The sequence below is a fragment of the Microbacterium sp. CnD16-F genome (genome assembly GCF_024124465.1).
Lineage (GTDB): Bacteria > Actinomycetota > Actinomycetes > Actinomycetales > Microbacteriaceae > Microbacterium > Microbacterium gawkjiense.
Map to the genome: position 1 here is coordinate 1 of NZ_JAMXSA010000011.1, position 15290 is coordinate 15290.

The 15290-nt window shown below is 68.1% G+C and carries 13 protein-coding genes, 1 tRNA gene and 3 pseudogenes; 8 read left to right on the top strand and 9 right to left on the bottom strand.

Annotated features, from left to right (window positions below; translation table 11 throughout):
• Positions 1-481: 481 nt before the first annotated feature.
• Positions 482-727: pseudogene (locus NH287_RS15415) on the top strand (putative quinol monooxygenase); the annotation flags it as partial.
• A gap of 48 nt (positions 728-775) precedes the next feature.
• Here NH287_RS15415 and NH287_RS15420 read toward each other — a convergent pair.
• A pseudogene (locus tag NH287_RS15420) lies at positions 776-1060 on the bottom strand (hypothetical protein); the annotation flags it as partial.
• Between NH287_RS15420 and NH287_RS04890 the strand changes: the two are divergent.
• Positions 981-1889 (top strand): HAD-IC family P-type ATPase, encoded by a 909-nt coding sequence (locus NH287_RS04890; protein WP_253034704.1) that lies wholly within the window; start codon positions 981-983, stop codon positions 1887-1889. The pseudogene NH287_RS15420 and the gene NH287_RS04890 sit on opposite strands and share 80 nt — an antisense overlap.
• A gap of 206 nt (positions 1890-2095) precedes the next feature.
• On the opposite strand, the gene NH287_RS04895 is transcribed toward NH287_RS04890, so the two are convergent.
• The 3 genes from NH287_RS04895 to NH287_RS04905 form a co-directional block, all read right to left on the bottom strand.
• The gene (locus NH287_RS04895) at positions 2096-2716 is read right to left on the bottom strand and encodes a DUF305 domain-containing protein (RefSeq protein ID WP_253034705.1); all 621 of its coding nucleotides are present in this window, start codon (positions 2714-2716) and stop codon (positions 2096-2098) included.
• A 129-nt stretch (positions 2717-2845) separates the two neighbouring features.
• Positions 2846-3250, bottom strand: a complete 405-nt coding sequence (locus tag NH287_RS04900; protein ID WP_253034706.1) for a four-helix bundle copper-binding protein — start codon at positions 3248-3250, stop codon at positions 2846-2848.
• The gene (locus NH287_RS04905) at positions 3247-3543 is read right to left on the bottom strand and encodes a hypothetical protein (protein WP_253034707.1); all 297 of its coding nucleotides are present in this window, start codon (positions 3541-3543) and stop codon (positions 3247-3249) included. Before NH287_RS04905 ends, NH287_RS04900 begins: the two co-directional genes overlap by 4 nt.
• Before the next feature lie 212 nt (positions 3544-3755).
• On the opposite strand from NH287_RS04905, the pseudogene NH287_RS04910 reads away from it, so the two are divergent.
• From NH287_RS04910 to NH287_RS04920, 3 genes and pseudogenes are all read left to right on the top strand, one after another.
• Positions 3756-4649 (top strand): annotated as a pseudogene (locus tag NH287_RS04910) (IS5 family transposase).
• 354 nt (positions 4650-5003) lie between these two features.
• Positions 5004-5079 (top strand) — tRNA-Ala (locus NH287_RS04915).
• 127 nt (positions 5080-5206) lie between these two features.
• Positions 5207-5491 (top strand): low temperature requirement protein A, encoded by a 285-nt coding sequence (locus tag NH287_RS04920; RefSeq protein ID WP_253034708.1) that lies wholly within the window; start codon positions 5207-5209, stop codon positions 5489-5491.
• On the opposite strand, the gene NH287_RS04925 is transcribed toward NH287_RS04920, so the two are convergent.
• The gene (locus NH287_RS04925; RefSeq protein ID WP_253034709.1) at positions 5474-5680 is read right to left on the bottom strand and encodes a hypothetical protein; all 207 of its coding nucleotides are present in this window, start codon (positions 5678-5680) and stop codon (positions 5474-5476) included. The genes NH287_RS04920 and NH287_RS04925 overlap by 18 nt on opposite strands.
• Positions 5681-5839: 159 nt before the next feature.
• Between NH287_RS04925 and nagE the strand changes: the two genes are divergently transcribed.
• The gene (gene nagE / locus NH287_RS04930; protein WP_253034710.1) at positions 5840-7759 is read left to right on the top strand and encodes an N-acetylglucosamine-specific PTS transporter subunit IIBC; all 1920 of its coding nucleotides are present in this window, start codon (positions 5840-5842) and stop codon (positions 7757-7759) included.
• Positions 7760-7767: 8 nt separating this feature from the next.
• Here nagE and NH287_RS04935 read toward each other — a convergent pair whose 3' ends face one another.
• The 4 genes from NH287_RS04935 to NH287_RS04950 are packed head-to-tail and all read right to left on the bottom strand — an operon-like array spanning position 7768 to position 11079.
• Entirely contained in the window at positions 7768-8574 is an 807-nt protein-coding gene (locus NH287_RS04935) for a 3-methyladenine DNA glycosylase (protein ID WP_290440359.1), read from the bottom strand.
• Between the two features lie 58 nt (positions 8575-8632).
• Positions 8633-9340 carry an SOS response-associated peptidase gene (locus tag NH287_RS04940; RefSeq protein ID WP_253034712.1) on the bottom strand — a complete coding sequence of 236 codons (708 nt, stop codon included), beginning with the start codon at positions 9338-9340 and terminating at the stop codon, positions 8633-8635.
• Positions 9341-9350: 10 nt separating this feature from the next.
• Positions 9351-10397 carry an App1 family protein gene (locus tag NH287_RS04945; RefSeq protein WP_253034713.1) on the bottom strand — a complete coding sequence of 349 codons (1047 nt, stop codon included), beginning with the start codon at positions 10395-10397 and terminating at the stop codon, positions 9351-9353.
• A 4-nt stretch (positions 10398-10401) separates the two neighbouring features.
• Positions 10402-11079, bottom strand: a complete 678-nt coding sequence (locus NH287_RS04950; RefSeq protein WP_253034714.1) for a DedA family protein — start codon at positions 11077-11079, stop codon at positions 10402-10404.
• A gap of 33 nt (positions 11080-11112) precedes the next feature.
• Here NH287_RS04950 and NH287_RS04955 point away from each other — a divergent pair, with 33 nt between their 5' ends.
• A complete protein-coding gene (locus tag NH287_RS04955) occupies positions 11113-12396 on the top strand; it encodes an anthranilate synthase component I family protein (RefSeq protein WP_253034715.1) in 1284 nt (427 codons plus the stop codon).
• Positions 12397-12464: 68 nt separating this feature from the next.
• Positions 12465-15044 (top strand): leucine--tRNA ligase, encoded by a 2580-nt coding sequence (gene leuS / locus NH287_RS04960; protein ID WP_253034716.1) that lies wholly within the window; start codon positions 12465-12467, stop codon positions 15042-15044.
• Positions 15045-15290 lie beyond the last annotated feature (246 nt).

Consider the following 15290-nt stretch of genomic DNA (forward strand, 5'->3'; position numbering starts at 1 on the left):
ATAGAGGGAGTGGTCATCGGTGTGACGCCTTTCGAGTGGGATGTGAGAGTTTCCTCGAAGGAAGATCCCGGTGGCCACGCTGACGTTTACTGGCCGGGATCGTTACACCACTCTACGGGGCACTACTCAATCGCCTTGAGAGTCGCGCCTGCTTCGTATCGAGCTTCAGCGATGACCAGCTTCTCCTCGCTCAAAGGCGGGAGATGAGTGGGGAGTTTCCGGCCGTGGCGACGCTGTAGCAGAGGTCGCTGTCGGATGAGATGATGGGTACTCACTATGCGGCGCAAGGGCGGGGCACTTTTCGACAGTATTCCCCTTACTTCCACCAAAACTCCCGGTAAAGCACCGAAACTTCACTCCCCGATCGGGGGGTTTGAATGTTTGGTAGTCGAGTACTGGTCACTTCGCCGAGTAGCCGCAGGGCGCTTTCGAGCCTCCTAGAGCTATCTGCAAGGTACGCGGCAATCCCCGCGCACCTTCGCTGTATGGACAGCGGTGGCACCTCACAGTCGGGACTCGGCAACTACGTCTCGTTGTCAGGCTGGAGGCCCTGCCCGGCAAGGAAGACGAGGTCCAGGAATTCCTCGGCATCGGGCGAGGACTCGTCGAGGAGGAGCCGGCCACCATCGGGTGGTTCGCGATCCGTCTCGGCCCGTCCTCCTTCGGGATCTTCGACGTGTTCCCCGATGACGCCGGCCGCGACGCGCACCTGTCTGGCGCGGTTGCGCGCTTGGAAGTCCTCACCCAGCGCAAGAGGGAGGAAGAACACCACAAGCGTGGCGACAACGACGCCCACCGAGTAACGCTGTTCGACCTTTTCGATGAACAGCTGAGTTTTTGCCTTGGTGGCAGATGCCGTCTCAACCAGCGCCACGACACGGGCGATGACCGACTCCGAGGCTGGACGTCCCACGCGCACCCGGCGCGCTCCGGTGCCGTTGACCGTCCCTGAGAGCACCGGGTCGCCGGGGCCCCTGCGAATGGGTACCGATTCGCCGTCATTGCCGCCTGGTCGACCTGCGTTCGACAAGACCGGCACTCTGACCCAAGGTGCGCCCATCGTTCGCACCGTGGACCCCCTCGGCACACACGATGCGGACACTATTTTGCAGCTTGCGGCAGCCGTTGAGCAGCAGAGCGAGCACCCGCTGGGTTACGCGATCGTTCGCGCGGCCGTGCACCTCGACATACCGGCCGCGACCAACTTCCGCGCGATCCCCGGCGTGGGTGTCGAGGGCACCGTCGACGGTCGGCTTGTGCGCGTCGCGCAGGACGCAAGTGAGCACACCGACCGGATCGGAACCGTCGTCACCGTTACCGTCGACGGCGAACCCATCGGAACAATCGTCCTCGACGACGCCCTCCGTTCGAACGCAGCCGCCGTCGTCGAACGACTCTCAGCCGTCACAACCGGCCGCGTCCACCTTCTCACGGGTGACAACGACGCGACCGCTCGTGAGGTCGCCACGCAGACCGGCATCGCCCAGGTGCTCCCGCAGGACAAGGCTGACGTCGTGCGCGGGTTGCAAGCATCAGGGACGGCCGTCATGGTCGTAGGCGACGGGGTGAACGACGCACCCGCGCTGGCAACCGCAAGCGTCGGTGTCGCTATGGGACGCCATGGATCGGACCTCGCGCTCGACACCGCCGACGCGATCATCATCCGCGACGACCTCAGCGCGATTCCCAACGTCATCACCCTCTCCCGGCGGGCGCGCCGGTTCGTCATCGCTAACCTGATCATCGCCGGGACATTCATCGCCACACTCGTCCTGTGGGACTTGATCGGAACGCTGCCGCTTCCTCTCGCCGTCGCCGGCCACGAGGGATCGACCGTCATCGTCGCCCTCAACGGACTCCGGCTACTCCGTCGCTCGGCGTGGAACTGATCGACTCCCCACACCGACCCGCCGTGCCGAAACCCCGCACCGACTCCATCTGTCCCGAAACGAGGTTCTGAAACGGTGCGGGGTTTCGGGGGCTCACTTCGCGATCGCCGCGGCGCATGCCACAAACGATCGTTTTCGGCGCAGCCAACGTGATGACGCTCGCTCCTAGGTCATGACCGCACTCGGGTCATGCAGATCTGGACGAGCTACTCCTTGGGGCACTCTCGCAGAGCTGTCTCATCGAATGTTGGGGCGGGACGTGCCTGCGCCTCTTCGGGGGTTTCAGCGATGCCGTTGCTCGCAATGTCGTCGATGAGCCAGTTCATCTCGAGGATTTCGTTGCGCTGCGCCGCGCTGATTTCGGCGGCGAGTTCGCAGACGCGAACGTCCTGGATCTGTGCACGTTCGGAGCGGGTGATGGCGAGGGAGTGGTGGGGGATCATCGCGTTCATCCAGGCGGTGTCGTCCACGGTGATCTGACTGCGGTCAAGCGCGACTCCGCCGGCGAGCAGCAGGACGCTAACTGTGGCGACGGCGATGTTCGCTTTGACGCTCTTGTACATGTTGAGCATCCACGCCAGCATGACCAACCCCATCGCACCGCCCATGGTCAGGGCCATGAAGACGCGGCTTTCGCTGAAGCGGACGTGGCTCCACTCCCACGAGCCGACGAACATCACCCAGTACATGACAACCATTCCGGTGAGGATCATCGCCCCGAATCGCAGATACATCTTCCAGGGCGTGGAGTGACCTTGTTGGCTGTGATCGCCGGTCGCTGCGCTTCGGTCGTTCTGTTGGGGGTCGTGGTGGTCGTTCGCGGTCATGACGTCTCCTGTTCGGATGGGAGGGGGTGCGGCGACGGTGACGGGGCGGGCGATTGCGGCATCGACCGTCCCGTCAGCGACCGCCAATGGCGGGTAGTGCTCGCAGGAGGACTGCGAACCTGGGCCGCTTTAGAGAGCGGCGAGAAGGTCGGTGCATGCCTCCTCGCAGCGGCGGCAGGATTCGGCGCACACGCGGCAGTGCTCATGCATGTCTGCGTGCTGTTCACACTCGGCGGCACAGGACGCGCAGGCGGTGCGGCAGGCTTCGAGCAGGGCGCGAACCGTTGCAACATCCGGTGCGGTTTGGCGGGAGAGCACTGCACCTGTGGCGGCGCAGATATCTGCGCAGTCGGAGTTCTTCCGAATGCACGTGACGAGTTCCGCGACCATGTCTTCTCCGAGGCATGCATCTGCGCAGGCGGTACATGCCTGGGCGCATTCGGCGCACGCCTCGATACAGCGCAGAAGGGCGTCCTGTGCTGCGGCGAAACCGACTTTCGGGTGGGTGGCGAGCATCTGATCTGCAACAGTCATGGCGGCTCTTCCTTCTTCGGGGGCACTTCCCCCAATGCGGTCACGCTAAAGCGAGGTCGAGGATGGACGGAGGGGCTTGTGGTTTTTCGATAAGTGGAGAACCGCTGGCTGGGTCCGCTGTCATCGACGATGAGGATGTCGCCAGCGTCGGTAATGGCGAATGCCTGCGCGGAGCCGTGCGCCGTGCCGATGTTTCGCCACGATAGATCGCGGGTCGTGCTCCTCTCCGAGCTGCCTTTGCTTCCCACGCCGATCAGTTGCTGGCCGTCCGGGGACACAGCGATGAGGGACATGATCGGGCTGTCTGGCAGCGGTCCGAACGTCGCCCTTGGTCGGTACTGACCTGAGGCCCGTCGGGCGTCGTGGCGATGATGCGTCCGGTGCGGCGGTGAGAACGTGGAAGTCATTCTCGCCCGTGAAGGCCACCGGCTCCCATGTCGTGCCGCCGTCGCGACCTAGGGCGTGTCTGACAAATAGTTCGGCGGCGCGCTGAGAGTCTGAGGTCGTGACGCGGTTTCAGGTGCTCTCGGATGCTCAGTGGTCGTTGCTCGAGGAGATGCTGCCGCGCCCGACCGGGCGCAGGGGACGGCCCTTCGCGGACGCGCGGTTGATGGTCGAGGGCATCGTCTACCGGTATCGGTGCGGGATCGCGTGGCGGGATCTGCCGGAGGTGTTCGGGCCGTGGCAGACGGTATGGACCTGGCATCACCGCATGGCCACGGAAGGCACCTGGGACAAGGTGCTCGCCACACTCACCGCCGCCGCGGACGAGGCGGGGCTGGTGGAGTGGTCGCTGTCGGTGGACTCCACGATCGCCCGCGCGCATCAGCACGCGACGAACACGAAGCGCCTCACAGGGGGCTGGATCGAATTACACGAATCCGGGCGTCGAGCCGCCTGATCACGCGGTCGGCCGCTCCCGAGGCGGCCTGTCGACGAAGATCCACCAGCTCGTCGACGGCAACGGGCTCCCGCTGGTCGCGCTGCTGACAGCAGGCCAGGCCGGGGACTCGCCGATGTTCCTGCCGCTGAGGGACACCTGCGTGTCGCCCGTCCCGTCGGCCGGCCCCGCACTCGTCCGGACGCGGTCCGGGGTGACAAGGCGTACTCATCCCGCGCGATCCGCGGGCATCTACGCGCCCGCGGGATCAAGGCCGTGATCCCCGAGCCGTCCGACCAGCAAGGCCACCGCAAGCGCCGCGGCTCACGCGGCGGACGCCCCGTCGGCCTCGACGCCGCCGACTACAAGGGCCGCAACGTCATCGAGCGCCGCTACTGCCACATCAAGCAATGGCGAGGACTCGCCACCCGCTACGACAAACTCGCGATCACCTACCGGGCCGCTGTCATCCTCAACGCCGTCATCGCCTGGACCCGGCAATTGTCAGACATGCCCTAACTGCGATCCGCCTCGTCAGTGCTGCACCCACAACGAGGTAAGTCCCATGGGATCAGAGTGACGACGTCACGCTGGTCTTCCTCACATTCGGCACGCCCGGCCCGGCGGCTCTCCTCCCGCGGCCAGACTGAGACCAGTAGCTTCGTTCCGACCCGTGCAGCAGAAGATGCTGCCCGTGGCGCCGGCGGGCCGGACTTGAGATGTAGACGGGTACGCAACTGTTCAGATACCTCGAGATCTCTCCAGGACCGCCCGGATCCGTCGAAGCCCGGTCGCGTATGCTGGCTATCACCACCACCGGAGTGAAGCCGAGGGGCAAGATTCCGGGAATTCTGGGCATCCGCGAGACCATCCGGGCCTGTGGCGCAGGTGGTAGCGCACCTGCAGGGCATGCAGGGGGCCAGGGGTTCGAGTCCCCTCAGGTGCACCAAACACCCCGGTTCGCCGGGGTGTTCGTGTTTCCGCATGGCGCGTGACCGGCGGGATGCCACCATGGTGCGCATGACCCGGGGAACCCGATCAACACTCCTCTGCCCTCGACGCTACGGCTGATCCCGATGCGGCCGCGCGATCCGCACGAGCCGGGGCGGGCGGCATCCTCTCTCGAGTTGCTTTTCGATCTCGTGTTCGTCGTCGCGGTGAGCATCTCGGCGGATCAGCTCCAACTCACGCTCGCGGAGGATCGCGTCCTCGACGGCGTGATCAGCTACGCAGCCGTGTTCTTCAGCATCATCCCCGTCCCGATCACGTTGACCGCCGCCATCCTGGCAGGGGTCGCCGCCGTGCTGCTCTGGCGTACGCCCGTCGCGTCGAGCCGGGAGGTATCAGAGCCCGTCGTCTGAGTCCGGGTCGTCCTGCGCGAGCTGCGCGTCGACGCTGAGGTCACCGTCCTCGGGGACGTGGAACCGCTCGTCGGGGTCGACGGCCGCCCTGTTGTCGGATGCGCCCTCGGGGGCGGGCGGGAGGCCCTCCTGTTCACCGCCGATGAAGCGGTCGAGCTCGGGGGAGTGCGAGGTGCTGTCAGCGCTCACGATGATCCTTTCGACTCCGCCAGTCTCGCGGCGCAGGCGACGAGGGTCGAGGGCTTGACGTCGGCGTCGATGCCGACCGCGTGCCCTCTGACGTTCGACGCTCGCGGTGAGTAACCTCGTGCCTGGCTCCGCCCTCGCGGAGCTGAGAGCGGAGAAACGATGAAGTTCTTCCAGAGGCTCGGCCGGTCGCTCATGCTGCCGGTGGCCGTCCTTCCCGTCGCCGCGATCCTGTCCGGCATCGGCTATTGGATCAAGAACGCCAACGGCGGCGCCGACAACATCGGCTCCGCGTTCCTGAGCGCGGCCGGCGGCGCGCTCCTGGACAACCTGGCGCTGCTGTTCGCCGTCGGTGTCTCGATCGGGATGGCGAAGAAGTCCGACGGCACCTCCGCCCTCGCCGGCCTCGTCTCGTGGCTCACCGTGACGACCATGCTGAGCCCGGCCACGATGGCGGCCCTCACCGGAGCCGCGGTCGAGGACGTCGACCCCGCGTTCACGAAGATCCAGAACGTGTTCGTCGGCATCATCTGCGGCCTGATCGGGGCGTGGTGCTACAACCGATTCAAGGACACGAAGCTGCCGGACGCGCTGTCGTTCTTCTCGGGCAAGCGCTCGGTCGCCATCGTCACCGCGGGGCTCTCGCTGGTCCTCGCGATCGTGCTCGTGTTCGTGTGGCCGTTCGTCTACGGGGGCCTGGTCGGCTTCGGCGAGTGGATCGTCACCCTCGGACCGGTGGGCGCGGGCATCTACGGATTCTTCAACCGGCTGCTCATCCCGCTCGGGTTGCACCACGCGCTCAACTCCGTGTTCTGGTTCGACGTCGCGGGCATCAACGACCTCAACAACTTCCTGCAGGGCTCCGCCGGAGACGGCGTCTACGGCGTGACCGGGCAGTACATGACGGGCTTCTTCCCCATCATGATGTTCGGCCTCCCCGGCGCGGCGCTCGCGATGTACGTGACCGCCAAGACGACCCGGCGCAAGGTGGCCGCTGGCATCCTGCTCTCGGGAGCCATCTCGTCGTTCTTCGTCGGCGTCACCGAGCCGCTCGAGTTCTCGTTCATGTTCCTTGCGCCGTGGCTGTACCTCATCCACGCCGTGTTCATGGGCATCTCGCTGTTCGTCTCGGCGATCCTCCCGGTGCGCATGGGCTTCGGCTTCTCGGGCGGATTCATCGACCTCGTCCTGGGGTGGGCGAACCCGCTCGCCGAGAACCCCTGGATCATCCTGATCATGGGACCGATCTGGTTCGCGATCTACTTCGTGGTCTTCCGCTGGATCATCCGACGGTTCGATCTCAAGACGCCGGGGCGCGAGGACGACGACGCGCTGGAGGACGAGGGGACGGATGCCGCGCCGCGCGGCGACTTCCATGCGACGGCGGAGCGGTTCGTCGAGGCCCTGGGCGGTCGCGAGAACATCGTCGAGCTCGACAATTGCGCGACGCGTCTGCGCATGGAGATCGCCGACGTCGCGCGGGTCGACGACGCCGCCCTCAAGCGTGCCGGTGCGGCCGGGACGATCAAGCCGGGAGGGCACTCCGTCCAGGTCGTCTACGGATTGAACGTGCAGTTCGTGAAGGACGCGATGGAGGACGTTTTGGCGGGTCGCGCCGTGTCGGCGGCGCCCGCTCCCTCGACCGGCACCGCTGTCGCACAGGCGACGCAGGCTCCGGATCTCGTCCGGCTGCGCCCGCCGGTGGCCGGGCGGGTGCTGGCGTTGTCGGAGGTCTCCGATGAGATGTTCGCCGACGGGACGATGGGGCCGGGCGTCGCGATCGACCCGACGGGCGACGTGATCTCGGCCCCCGCTGATGGCCGCGTCGAGAGCGTGTTCCCGACCGGGCACGCGATCGGTCTGCGCCTCGACGACGGGACGGAGCTGCTGATCCACGTCGGGATCGACACCGTCGCGATGAAGGGCGACGGATTCGAGACACTCGTGACCGCCGGTCAGCGCGTGACGGCGGGTGAGCCGCTGGTGCGCTTCGACCGGGCGAGGATCGCGGCCGCGGGGCACTCGCCGATCACGCCGATCGTCGTCCTCAACAACCCGGAGGCGCGCGTCGAGCTCGGGTGAGACCGGGGTCAGCCGATCCGTGCGAGGAGCGCCGCACGGATCGGCTGCGCCCTCGCCGTGAACTCGCGCTGGGCGGCGACGTAGGCCGCCTTCCCTTCGGGTGTCTCGACGGGGACCGCGCTGTACCCCCACCCGGTCAGATCGTAGGGCGACGCACGCATGTCGAGTTCCCGGATGTCGCGCGCGAGCTCGAACGCATCGAGCATCAACTCGCCGGGCACGAGCGGCCCCAGTTTCACGGCCCACTTGTAGAGGTCCATGCCTGCATGCAGACATCCCGGCTGTTCCATCTGCGGCTGCGTCTCCCGCGTCGGGGCGAAGCGGTTGCGGGGCACGGCGTCGGGCGTGAAGAACCGGAACGCGTCGATGTGCGTGCACCGCACATCGTGCGCCTCGACGACGGCATCCGTCCCTTCCGCGCCGAGTCGGAGGGGGACCGGGTGCCGCGTGTCCCGGTCGCGGTACACCATCGCCCACTCGTGCATGCCGAAGCAGCCATACGATGCCGTGCGTCCCAGGGCGCCCGCGAGGATGCCGCGGATCGCTCGGACGAGCGGGCGTTTCTCGGTGAGGAACGCCTCGGTGTCCGCGCCGACGACGCCGCCCTCGGCGCGGTACCACCGCCAGGCCGCGTGGGGTGCGTCGGCCGCGTCGTCGAGCGCGACGTCCCGCCCGGGATGCCACCGCCGCAGCAGGGAGGGTTTGTACGAGTAATACGTGTACAGGAAGTCGTCGACGGGATGCGTCTCGCCGCGCGCCGCCCGCTGACGGCGCCGGGCGGTGAGTGCATCCGCGCGGGCGGCGTGCGCCCGCATCCGCTCGGTCCAGTCGGACCGGTCGAGCACGGTCGCGGTGGCGGTCGTCACGAGCGGGTCAGACGGGCTCGATGAGGTCGGGGGAGTCGTTGCGGACGTTCCCGACGGCGTTCGAGACGACATGGTCGGTCAGGCCGGCGACCACCTGGTCCGCTGCGTCGACGGCCGCGTCGAGGAGGTCGCCCACGTTGTCGACCTCGGTGTCGAGCCAGGCGTCGGCGAAGTCGGCGTCGAGGAACAGCGGCATCCGATCGTGGATGGAGCCGAGCGGATCGATGGCGGCGCGCGTGAGGATGGTGAACGAGAGCAGCCAGCGGCTCGGATCGTCCTCGGCCTTCGCGGGATCCTTCCACCATTCGTAGAGCCCGGCGAACAGCAGGGGCGAGCCGTCGGCGGGGTGGATGAAGTAGGGCGTCTTGCCCTCGTCGGTGGTCTGCCACTCGTAGTAGCCCGTCGCCGGCACGATCGCGCGGCGCTTGATGAGGGCCTGCCGGAACATCGGCTTGTCCTCGAGTTCCTCGGACCGCGCGTTGAACGCCCGTGCACCCACCTTGACGTCCTTCGCCCACGACGGCACGAGACCCCACCGCGCCGGCTCGAGGCGCCGCGTGGGCGGATCGGTCTTGGCCGAGTCGAGGACGATCGCGACCTGCGACGTGGGAGCGATGTTGTAGGACGGCGCCGGGAGGTCGTCGCTCTCGACGTCGACGCGCAGCACGCCGACGAGCTCGGAAGCGGCATTCGCGACGACGAAGCGACCACACATGTCGGACAGCCTAGGAGGAGGGGGGGACATCGCGGACGATGTCGACGTCCGTCAACCGTTCCAGCAGTTCCGCCCCGTCATCGCCGGTCACCCACGGCACCCCGGCGGCGCTGTGGTCGTCGACCGCCGTGCGGCCGCCCGCGAGAACCGCTTCCGCCGGTGTCAGCCGCCGGATCGCGACCGCCGCGACCTGTTCGGGATGCTCGATCGTGAACTGCGTATAGATCTCATCGTCGTGCTGCCCGTCGTCGCCGATGAGGAGCCAGTCGATGTCGGGGAACTCGTCGGCCAACCGGCGAAGGCTCTCCTGCTTGTGCAGCTTGCCGCTGCGGAACCAGCGGTCGTGCGTCGGCCCCCAGTCGGTGAGGAGCATCGCGCCCATCGGGAACAAGTGCCGCCGCTGGAACCGGACGAGCGTCGGCGCGACGTTCCAGGCTCCCGTCGACAGGTACAGGACCGGCGATCCGGGGTTCTCGCGGGCGAGCCGCTCCAGCAGCACGGCCATGCCGGGCACCGGCTGCCGGGCGTGCTCGTTGAGGACGAAGGAATTCCACGCCGCCACGAAGGGGCGGGGGAGGGCGGTCACCATGACGGTGTCGTCCACGTCCGAGATGATGCCGAACCGGATGTCGTCCCCGACAACGAAGACGCGCGCCTCGACGGGCTCGGCCTCCTCGACCCGCATCGTGACCGTCTGCCATCCGGGCGGCAGCGTGGCGGGCAGGACGGCGTCGATCACGCCGCCGCGGTCGGCGGTGACCTCGTGCGGCACACCGTTCACGGTGACGGTGACCGTCGCGTGTGCGACCGGGACCGATGCGAAGCTGCGCCATCCGCGCACACCCGCGTAATCGCCGCGTTCGCGCCTCTTGGCCTTCGGGGGGATGAGGACCCTGCCGAGCACCCGCACCCACTGGGTGCTCCCGTACCCCGGGAACGCGGCGACGGTCGCCGTCCGCCCGCGTGCGCGGGCGCGTTTCTCGCGCCACGCGTGGAACCTGTACTCCAAGCGCGCGAGCCAGAGCACCTTCATCGGGGGCGAAGCGGGGGAAGCCATCGCTTCAGTCTTTCACGTCGTCGGCGTCGACCCCGGCGGGCTCCTCCTCGGCGAGGTGACGGGCTTCGCGCGCACTGATGACACGTTTCGCGACGTAGACCAGCAGGAGGAACGCCGCGATCACGCCGACGAACAGGTATCCCGCGTAGTGCAGGTTGTCGGAGAGCTCGCGGTATCCCTCGGCGGCGGCCGCCGCCACCGACACGTAGGCGACGGACCACACGGCGCACGCGGGCACGGTCCAGGCGAGGAACCGCCGGTAGGCGAAGCCGCTCATCCCGACCGTCAGCGGCACCAGGGAGTGCAGGACCGGCAGGAACCGCGACAGGAAGATCGCCGGCCCGCCCCGCCGCCGCAGGTACAGTTCGGCGCGCGCCCAGTTGCGCTCACCGATGAGCCGGCCGACGCGGGAGAAGCGGATGCGGGGACCCAGCCAGCGGCCCAGGGCGAAGCCGATGCTCTCGCCCGCCAACGCTCCGATGAGAACCGCCGCGACGAGCCACGCGCCCTCGGGGAAACTGTCGACCGCGGTGCCCGACACGATCACGATCGAGTCGCCGGGGACGATCAGACCGACCAGAACGCTCGTCTCGAGCATCATGGCGACGCCGGCGACGATCGTCCGCACGACCGGGTCGACAGCCTGAACGGTGCCGAGCAACCAGTCGAGGATCTCGTTCACGACCTCAGATTATCCGCCGTCTACCCTGAAGGGATGTCGAGTGACCTGCCGCACCGCGTCCTCGCGGGGTGGGTCGATCCTGCGGTCGCGTTCACGGGGCTATTCGCGGCGGGCGACGCCTTCTGGCTCGACGCCGGCCCGGACGCGTCCGACGGATGGAGCTGGGTGGGCAGCGGCATCCCGTCGTCCTCTCCACGCGACGTGATCGCCGCGGGCAGCGGTGACCGTGCCGCGGGGCCGTTCCGCGGCGGCTGGGTCGGATGGGCCGGGTACGACGCCGCGGCGGCCCGGGCGGGTGCGCCGGCCGCGATCGACCCGGGCCCGGAGGAACTCTGGCTGCGCGTCGAGCGGATGCTGGGGTTCGACCACTCCTCGCGTCGTGTCCTCGCCTTCGCCCCGGCCGATCGGCTGGCCGCGTTCGTCTCCGAAGTCGAGTCGGTCGCCGAGTCGCCGCTGCCGTCGGTCGGTCCTGCTCCGGAGGTCGAGGTCACCGCGCGCCACGAGCCGGGGGAGTACGCGGAACTCATCGAACAGTGCCGGGACGAGATCCGCGAGGGGCGCGCGTATCAGCTGTGCCTGACGACGCGATTCGAGACGGCGGCATCCGTCGATCCCGTGCAGACCTACCTGCGGCTGCGCGCCGCGACGCCCGCCCACCACGGCGGGTTCATCCGCAGCGGCGGGTGGGCGCTCACGAGCGCGTCGCCGGAGCAGTTCCTCGCCGTGGACGACGGGATCGTCCGCACCCGCCCCATCAAGGGCACGCGCCCGCGATCCGCGGAGGCGGAGCGCGACGCGGCTCTCGCGGCGGACCTGCGCGCCAGCGTCAAGGAGCAGGCCGAGAACGTGATGATCGTCGACCTGATGCGCAACGACCTGCAGCGGGTCTGCGTCCCCGGGTCGGTGGCGGCGGAACGGCTGCTCGAGGTGGAGTCGTACCCGGCGGTGCATCAACTGGTGAGCACGGTGGCGGGTCGGCTGCGCCCCGGGACGACCGTCGGCCAGCTGTGGGATGCCGCCTTCCCGGCGGGGAGCATGACGGGAGCGCCGAAGCTGTCGGCCATGCAGATCCTGCACCGGCTCGAGGCCGCGCCGCGCGGGGTGTTCTCGGGATGCTTCGGGTGGATCGGCGACGACGGCGGGATGGACCTCGCCATGGTCATCCGCTCGATCGTGGTCCATCCGGCCGGCGCGTACGTCGGCGCCGGAGGGGGGATCACCTGGGGGTCCAACGCCGCCGACGAGGTCGCGGAGGTGGGGATCAAGGCCCGGGCACCGCTCCGCGCCCTGGGGGCGGACCTGCCTCCGGGCTGGTGAAAGTCCCGGTCCGCTAGGCTGAAACGGCGCTTTCGCGCGCCCTCCCGACTTTGCACGATTGGTTCACCGTGTCCTCCAGCACCTCCCACGACGCATCGACTCCCGAGCAGACGAGCTTCGACTCCCGCGCCATCCAGACCAAGTGGCAGACCCGATGGGCGGAGGCCGACCCCTTCAAGGCGGGCGGCGACGAGGACACCCGACCGCGCAAGTACGTGCTCGGCATGTTCCCCTACCCCTCGGGCGACCTGCACATGGGGCACGCTGAGAACTACGCCTACGTCGACGCGGTCGCGCGGTTCTGGCGCCACCGCGGCTACAACGTCCTGAACCCGATCGGCTGGGACTCCTTCGGCCTGCCCGCCGAGAACGCGGCCATCAAGGGCGGTGCGGGCTCGGATCCCCGCGAGTGGACGTACAACAACATCGCCCAGCACAAGGTCAGCTTCCGCGCGTTCGGGTCGTCCTACGACTGGAGCCGCGTGCTTCACACGAGCGACCCCGAGTACTACCGCTGGAACCAGTGGCTGTTCCAGCGCCTCTTCGAGCGCGGTCTCGCGTACCGCAAGCAGAGTGCCGTCAACTGGTGCCCCAACGACCGGACGGTGCTCGCCAACGAGCAGGTCGTCGACGGTCACTGCGAGCGGTGCGGGTACGAGGTCGTCAAGAAGAAGCTGACGCAGTGGTACTTCAAGATCACCGAGTACGCCGACCGTCTGCTCGATGACCTGAATCAGCTCGAGGGCTTCTGGCCGCACAAGGTGCTGCAGATGCAGCGCAACTGGATCGGCCGTTCGGTCGGTGCGGACATCGACTTCGAGATCGAGGGGCGCGACGAGAAGATCACCGTCTTCTCCACGCGTCCCGACACGCTGCACGGCGCGACCTTCATGGTCGTCGCGCCGGACTCCGACCTGGCTGCCGAACTGGCCGCGGGATCGTCGCCGGAAGTGCGGATGCGGTTCCAGGACTACCTGGAGACCGTGCAGAAGACGAGCGAGATCGAGCGGCAGACCGCGGACCGCCCCAAGACGGGCGTCTTCCTCGACCGCTTCGCGATCAACCCGATCAACGGCGAGCGTCTGCCGATCTGGGCGGCGGACTACGTCCTCGCCGACTACGGTCACGGCGCCGTCATGGCGGTGCCCGCCCACGACCAGCGCGACCTGGACTTCGCCCGCGCGTTCGACCTGCCGGTGAAGGTCGTCGTCGATACGACGGCGCCGGTCACGGGCGCCATCCCGGTCATCGAGGTCGACGAGGACGGTGTGCCGATCGGTGATGACCTCGAGTCGATCGACCCCGCCCGTACCGGCACCGCGCTGACGGGCGACGGGCGCCTCATCAACTCCGGTTCACTCAACGGTCTCTCCAAGCGCAACGCGATCGCGCGCGCGATCGAGGAGCTCACTGCTGCGGGCACCGGTCGGGCCGCGAAGACCTATCGCCTGCGCGACTGGCTGATCTCGCGCCAGCGCTTCTGGGGTACGCCCATCCCGATGATCCACACCGAGGACGGCCGCATCGTGCCCGTCCCCGACGAGCAGCTGCCGGTCGTGCTGCCCGACGCGAAGGGTCTCGACCTGAAGCCGAAGGGCACGTCGCCGCTGGGCGGTGCGACCGAGTGGATGACGACGGTCGACCCCGAGACGGGGGAGCCGGCGCTCCGCGACCCGGACACGATGGACACGTTCGTCGACAGCTCGTGGTACTTCCTCCGCTTCCTGGCGCCGAACGGGGCGAGCGAGCCGTTCCCGACGGCCGAGGCATCCAAGTGGGCCCCGGTCGACTCGTACATCGGCGGCGTCGAGCATGCGATCCTGCACCTGCTGTACGCCCGGTTCATCACGAAGGTCCTCTTCGACATGGGCCTCGTCGACTTCACCGAGCCCTTCACGAGCCTCATCAACCAGGGCATGGTGCTGCTCGACGGCTCGAAGATGTCGAAGTCGAAGGGCAACCTCGTCGAGTTCGCGTCGAGCATGGACGACCCGGGTGCGGATGCCGTGCGTGTCGCGATCGCGTTCGCCGGGCCCGTGGAGGACGACATCAACTGGGAGGACGTCTCGACGACGGGCGCCCAGAAGTTCCTCTCGCGCGCACTGCGGATCGCCGCGGACGTCGCGAGCCCCACGGATGTCGTCTGGGCCGAGGGCGATGCCGCTCTGCGCCGCGTCACGCATCGCCTGTGGGCCGATGTCGTCGGCCTCGTCGAGCAGTCGAAGTTCAACGTCGTCGTCGCGCGCCTCATGGAGCTCGTCAACGCGACCCGCAAGACGATCGACTCGGGCGCCGGTGCGGCCGACCCGGCGGTGCGCGAGGCCGCCGAGGCCGTGGCGATGGTCCTGGACCTGTTCGCCCCGCACACCGCGGAGGAGATGTGGGAGATCCTCGGCTACGAGCCGTTCGTCGGTGTGGTGCCGTGGCGTCAGGCCGACCCGACGCTCCTCGTCGAGGAGTCCGTCACGGCGGTCGTCCAGGTCAACGGCAAGGTGCGCGGCACGCTCACCGTCCCCGCCAAGATATCGGGCGAGGAGCTCGAGCAGCTCGCGCGCGCCGACGAGAAGGTCCGTCGTGCGATCGGCGACAAGGAGATCACGCGCGCCGTCGTCCGGGCGCCGAAGGTCGTCAGCTTCACCGTCGCGTGAGTCCGGCCGCGGGCGGATGGAGCAGTGCCGTCGCGATGCGCAGATTCGGATATCGTTCGCGGATTCGGAGTGGATCCGCTCACCGCATCCGATGTGGGCGCCGTTCTCCGATTCTACGGTCGAGACTGGTCGGCGGATCCAGAGGTCGCGCTCGCGGCGCCCTGGCCCCACTGCGGTTCTCTGAGCGGGACCTCATCCGACTGCGACGGTTCCTCCACCACACGCGATCCGTGATGGCCGTCCACG

What these genes read in the sequence shown, in the direction of transcription:
- NH287_RS04890 (WP_253034704.1), top strand. Translation starts at nt 981, where the DNA reads ATGGGTACCGATTCGCCGTCATTGCCGCCTGGTCGACCTGCGTTCGAC.
- NH287_RS04895 (WP_253034705.1), bottom strand. Translation starts at nt 2,716, where the DNA reads ATGACCGCGAACGACCACCACGACCCCCAACAGAACGACCGAAGCGCA.
- NH287_RS04900 (WP_253034706.1), bottom strand. Translation starts at nt 3,250, where the DNA reads ATGACTGTTGCAGATCAGATGCTCGCCACCCACCCGAAAGTCGGTTTC.
- NH287_RS04905 (WP_253034707.1), bottom strand. Translation starts at nt 3,543, where the DNA reads ATGTCCCTCATCGCTGTGTCCCCGGACGGCCAGCAACTGATCGGCGTG.
- NH287_RS04920 (WP_253034708.1), top strand. Translation starts at nt 5,207, where the DNA reads ATGCGGCCGCGCGATCCGCACGAGCCGGGGCGGGCGGCATCCTCTCTC.
- nagE (WP_253034710.1), top strand. Translation starts at nt 5,840, where the DNA reads ATGAAGTTCTTCCAGAGGCTCGGCCGGTCGCTCATGCTGCCGGTGGCC.
- NH287_RS04935 (WP_290440359.1), bottom strand. Translation starts at nt 8,574, where the DNA reads ATGCGGGCGCACGCCGCCCGCGCGGATGCACTCACCGCCCGGCGCCGT.
- NH287_RS04940 (WP_253034712.1), bottom strand. Translation starts at nt 9,340, where the DNA reads ATGTGTGGTCGCTTCGTCGTCGCGAATGCCGCTTCCGAGCTCGTCGGC.
- NH287_RS04945 (WP_253034713.1), bottom strand. Translation starts at nt 10,397, where the DNA reads ATGGCTTCCCCCGCTTCGCCCCCGATGAAGGTGCTCTGGCTCGCGCGC.
- NH287_RS04955 (WP_253034715.1), top strand. Translation starts at nt 11,113, where the DNA reads ATGTCGAGTGACCTGCCGCACCGCGTCCTCGCGGGGTGGGTCGATCCT.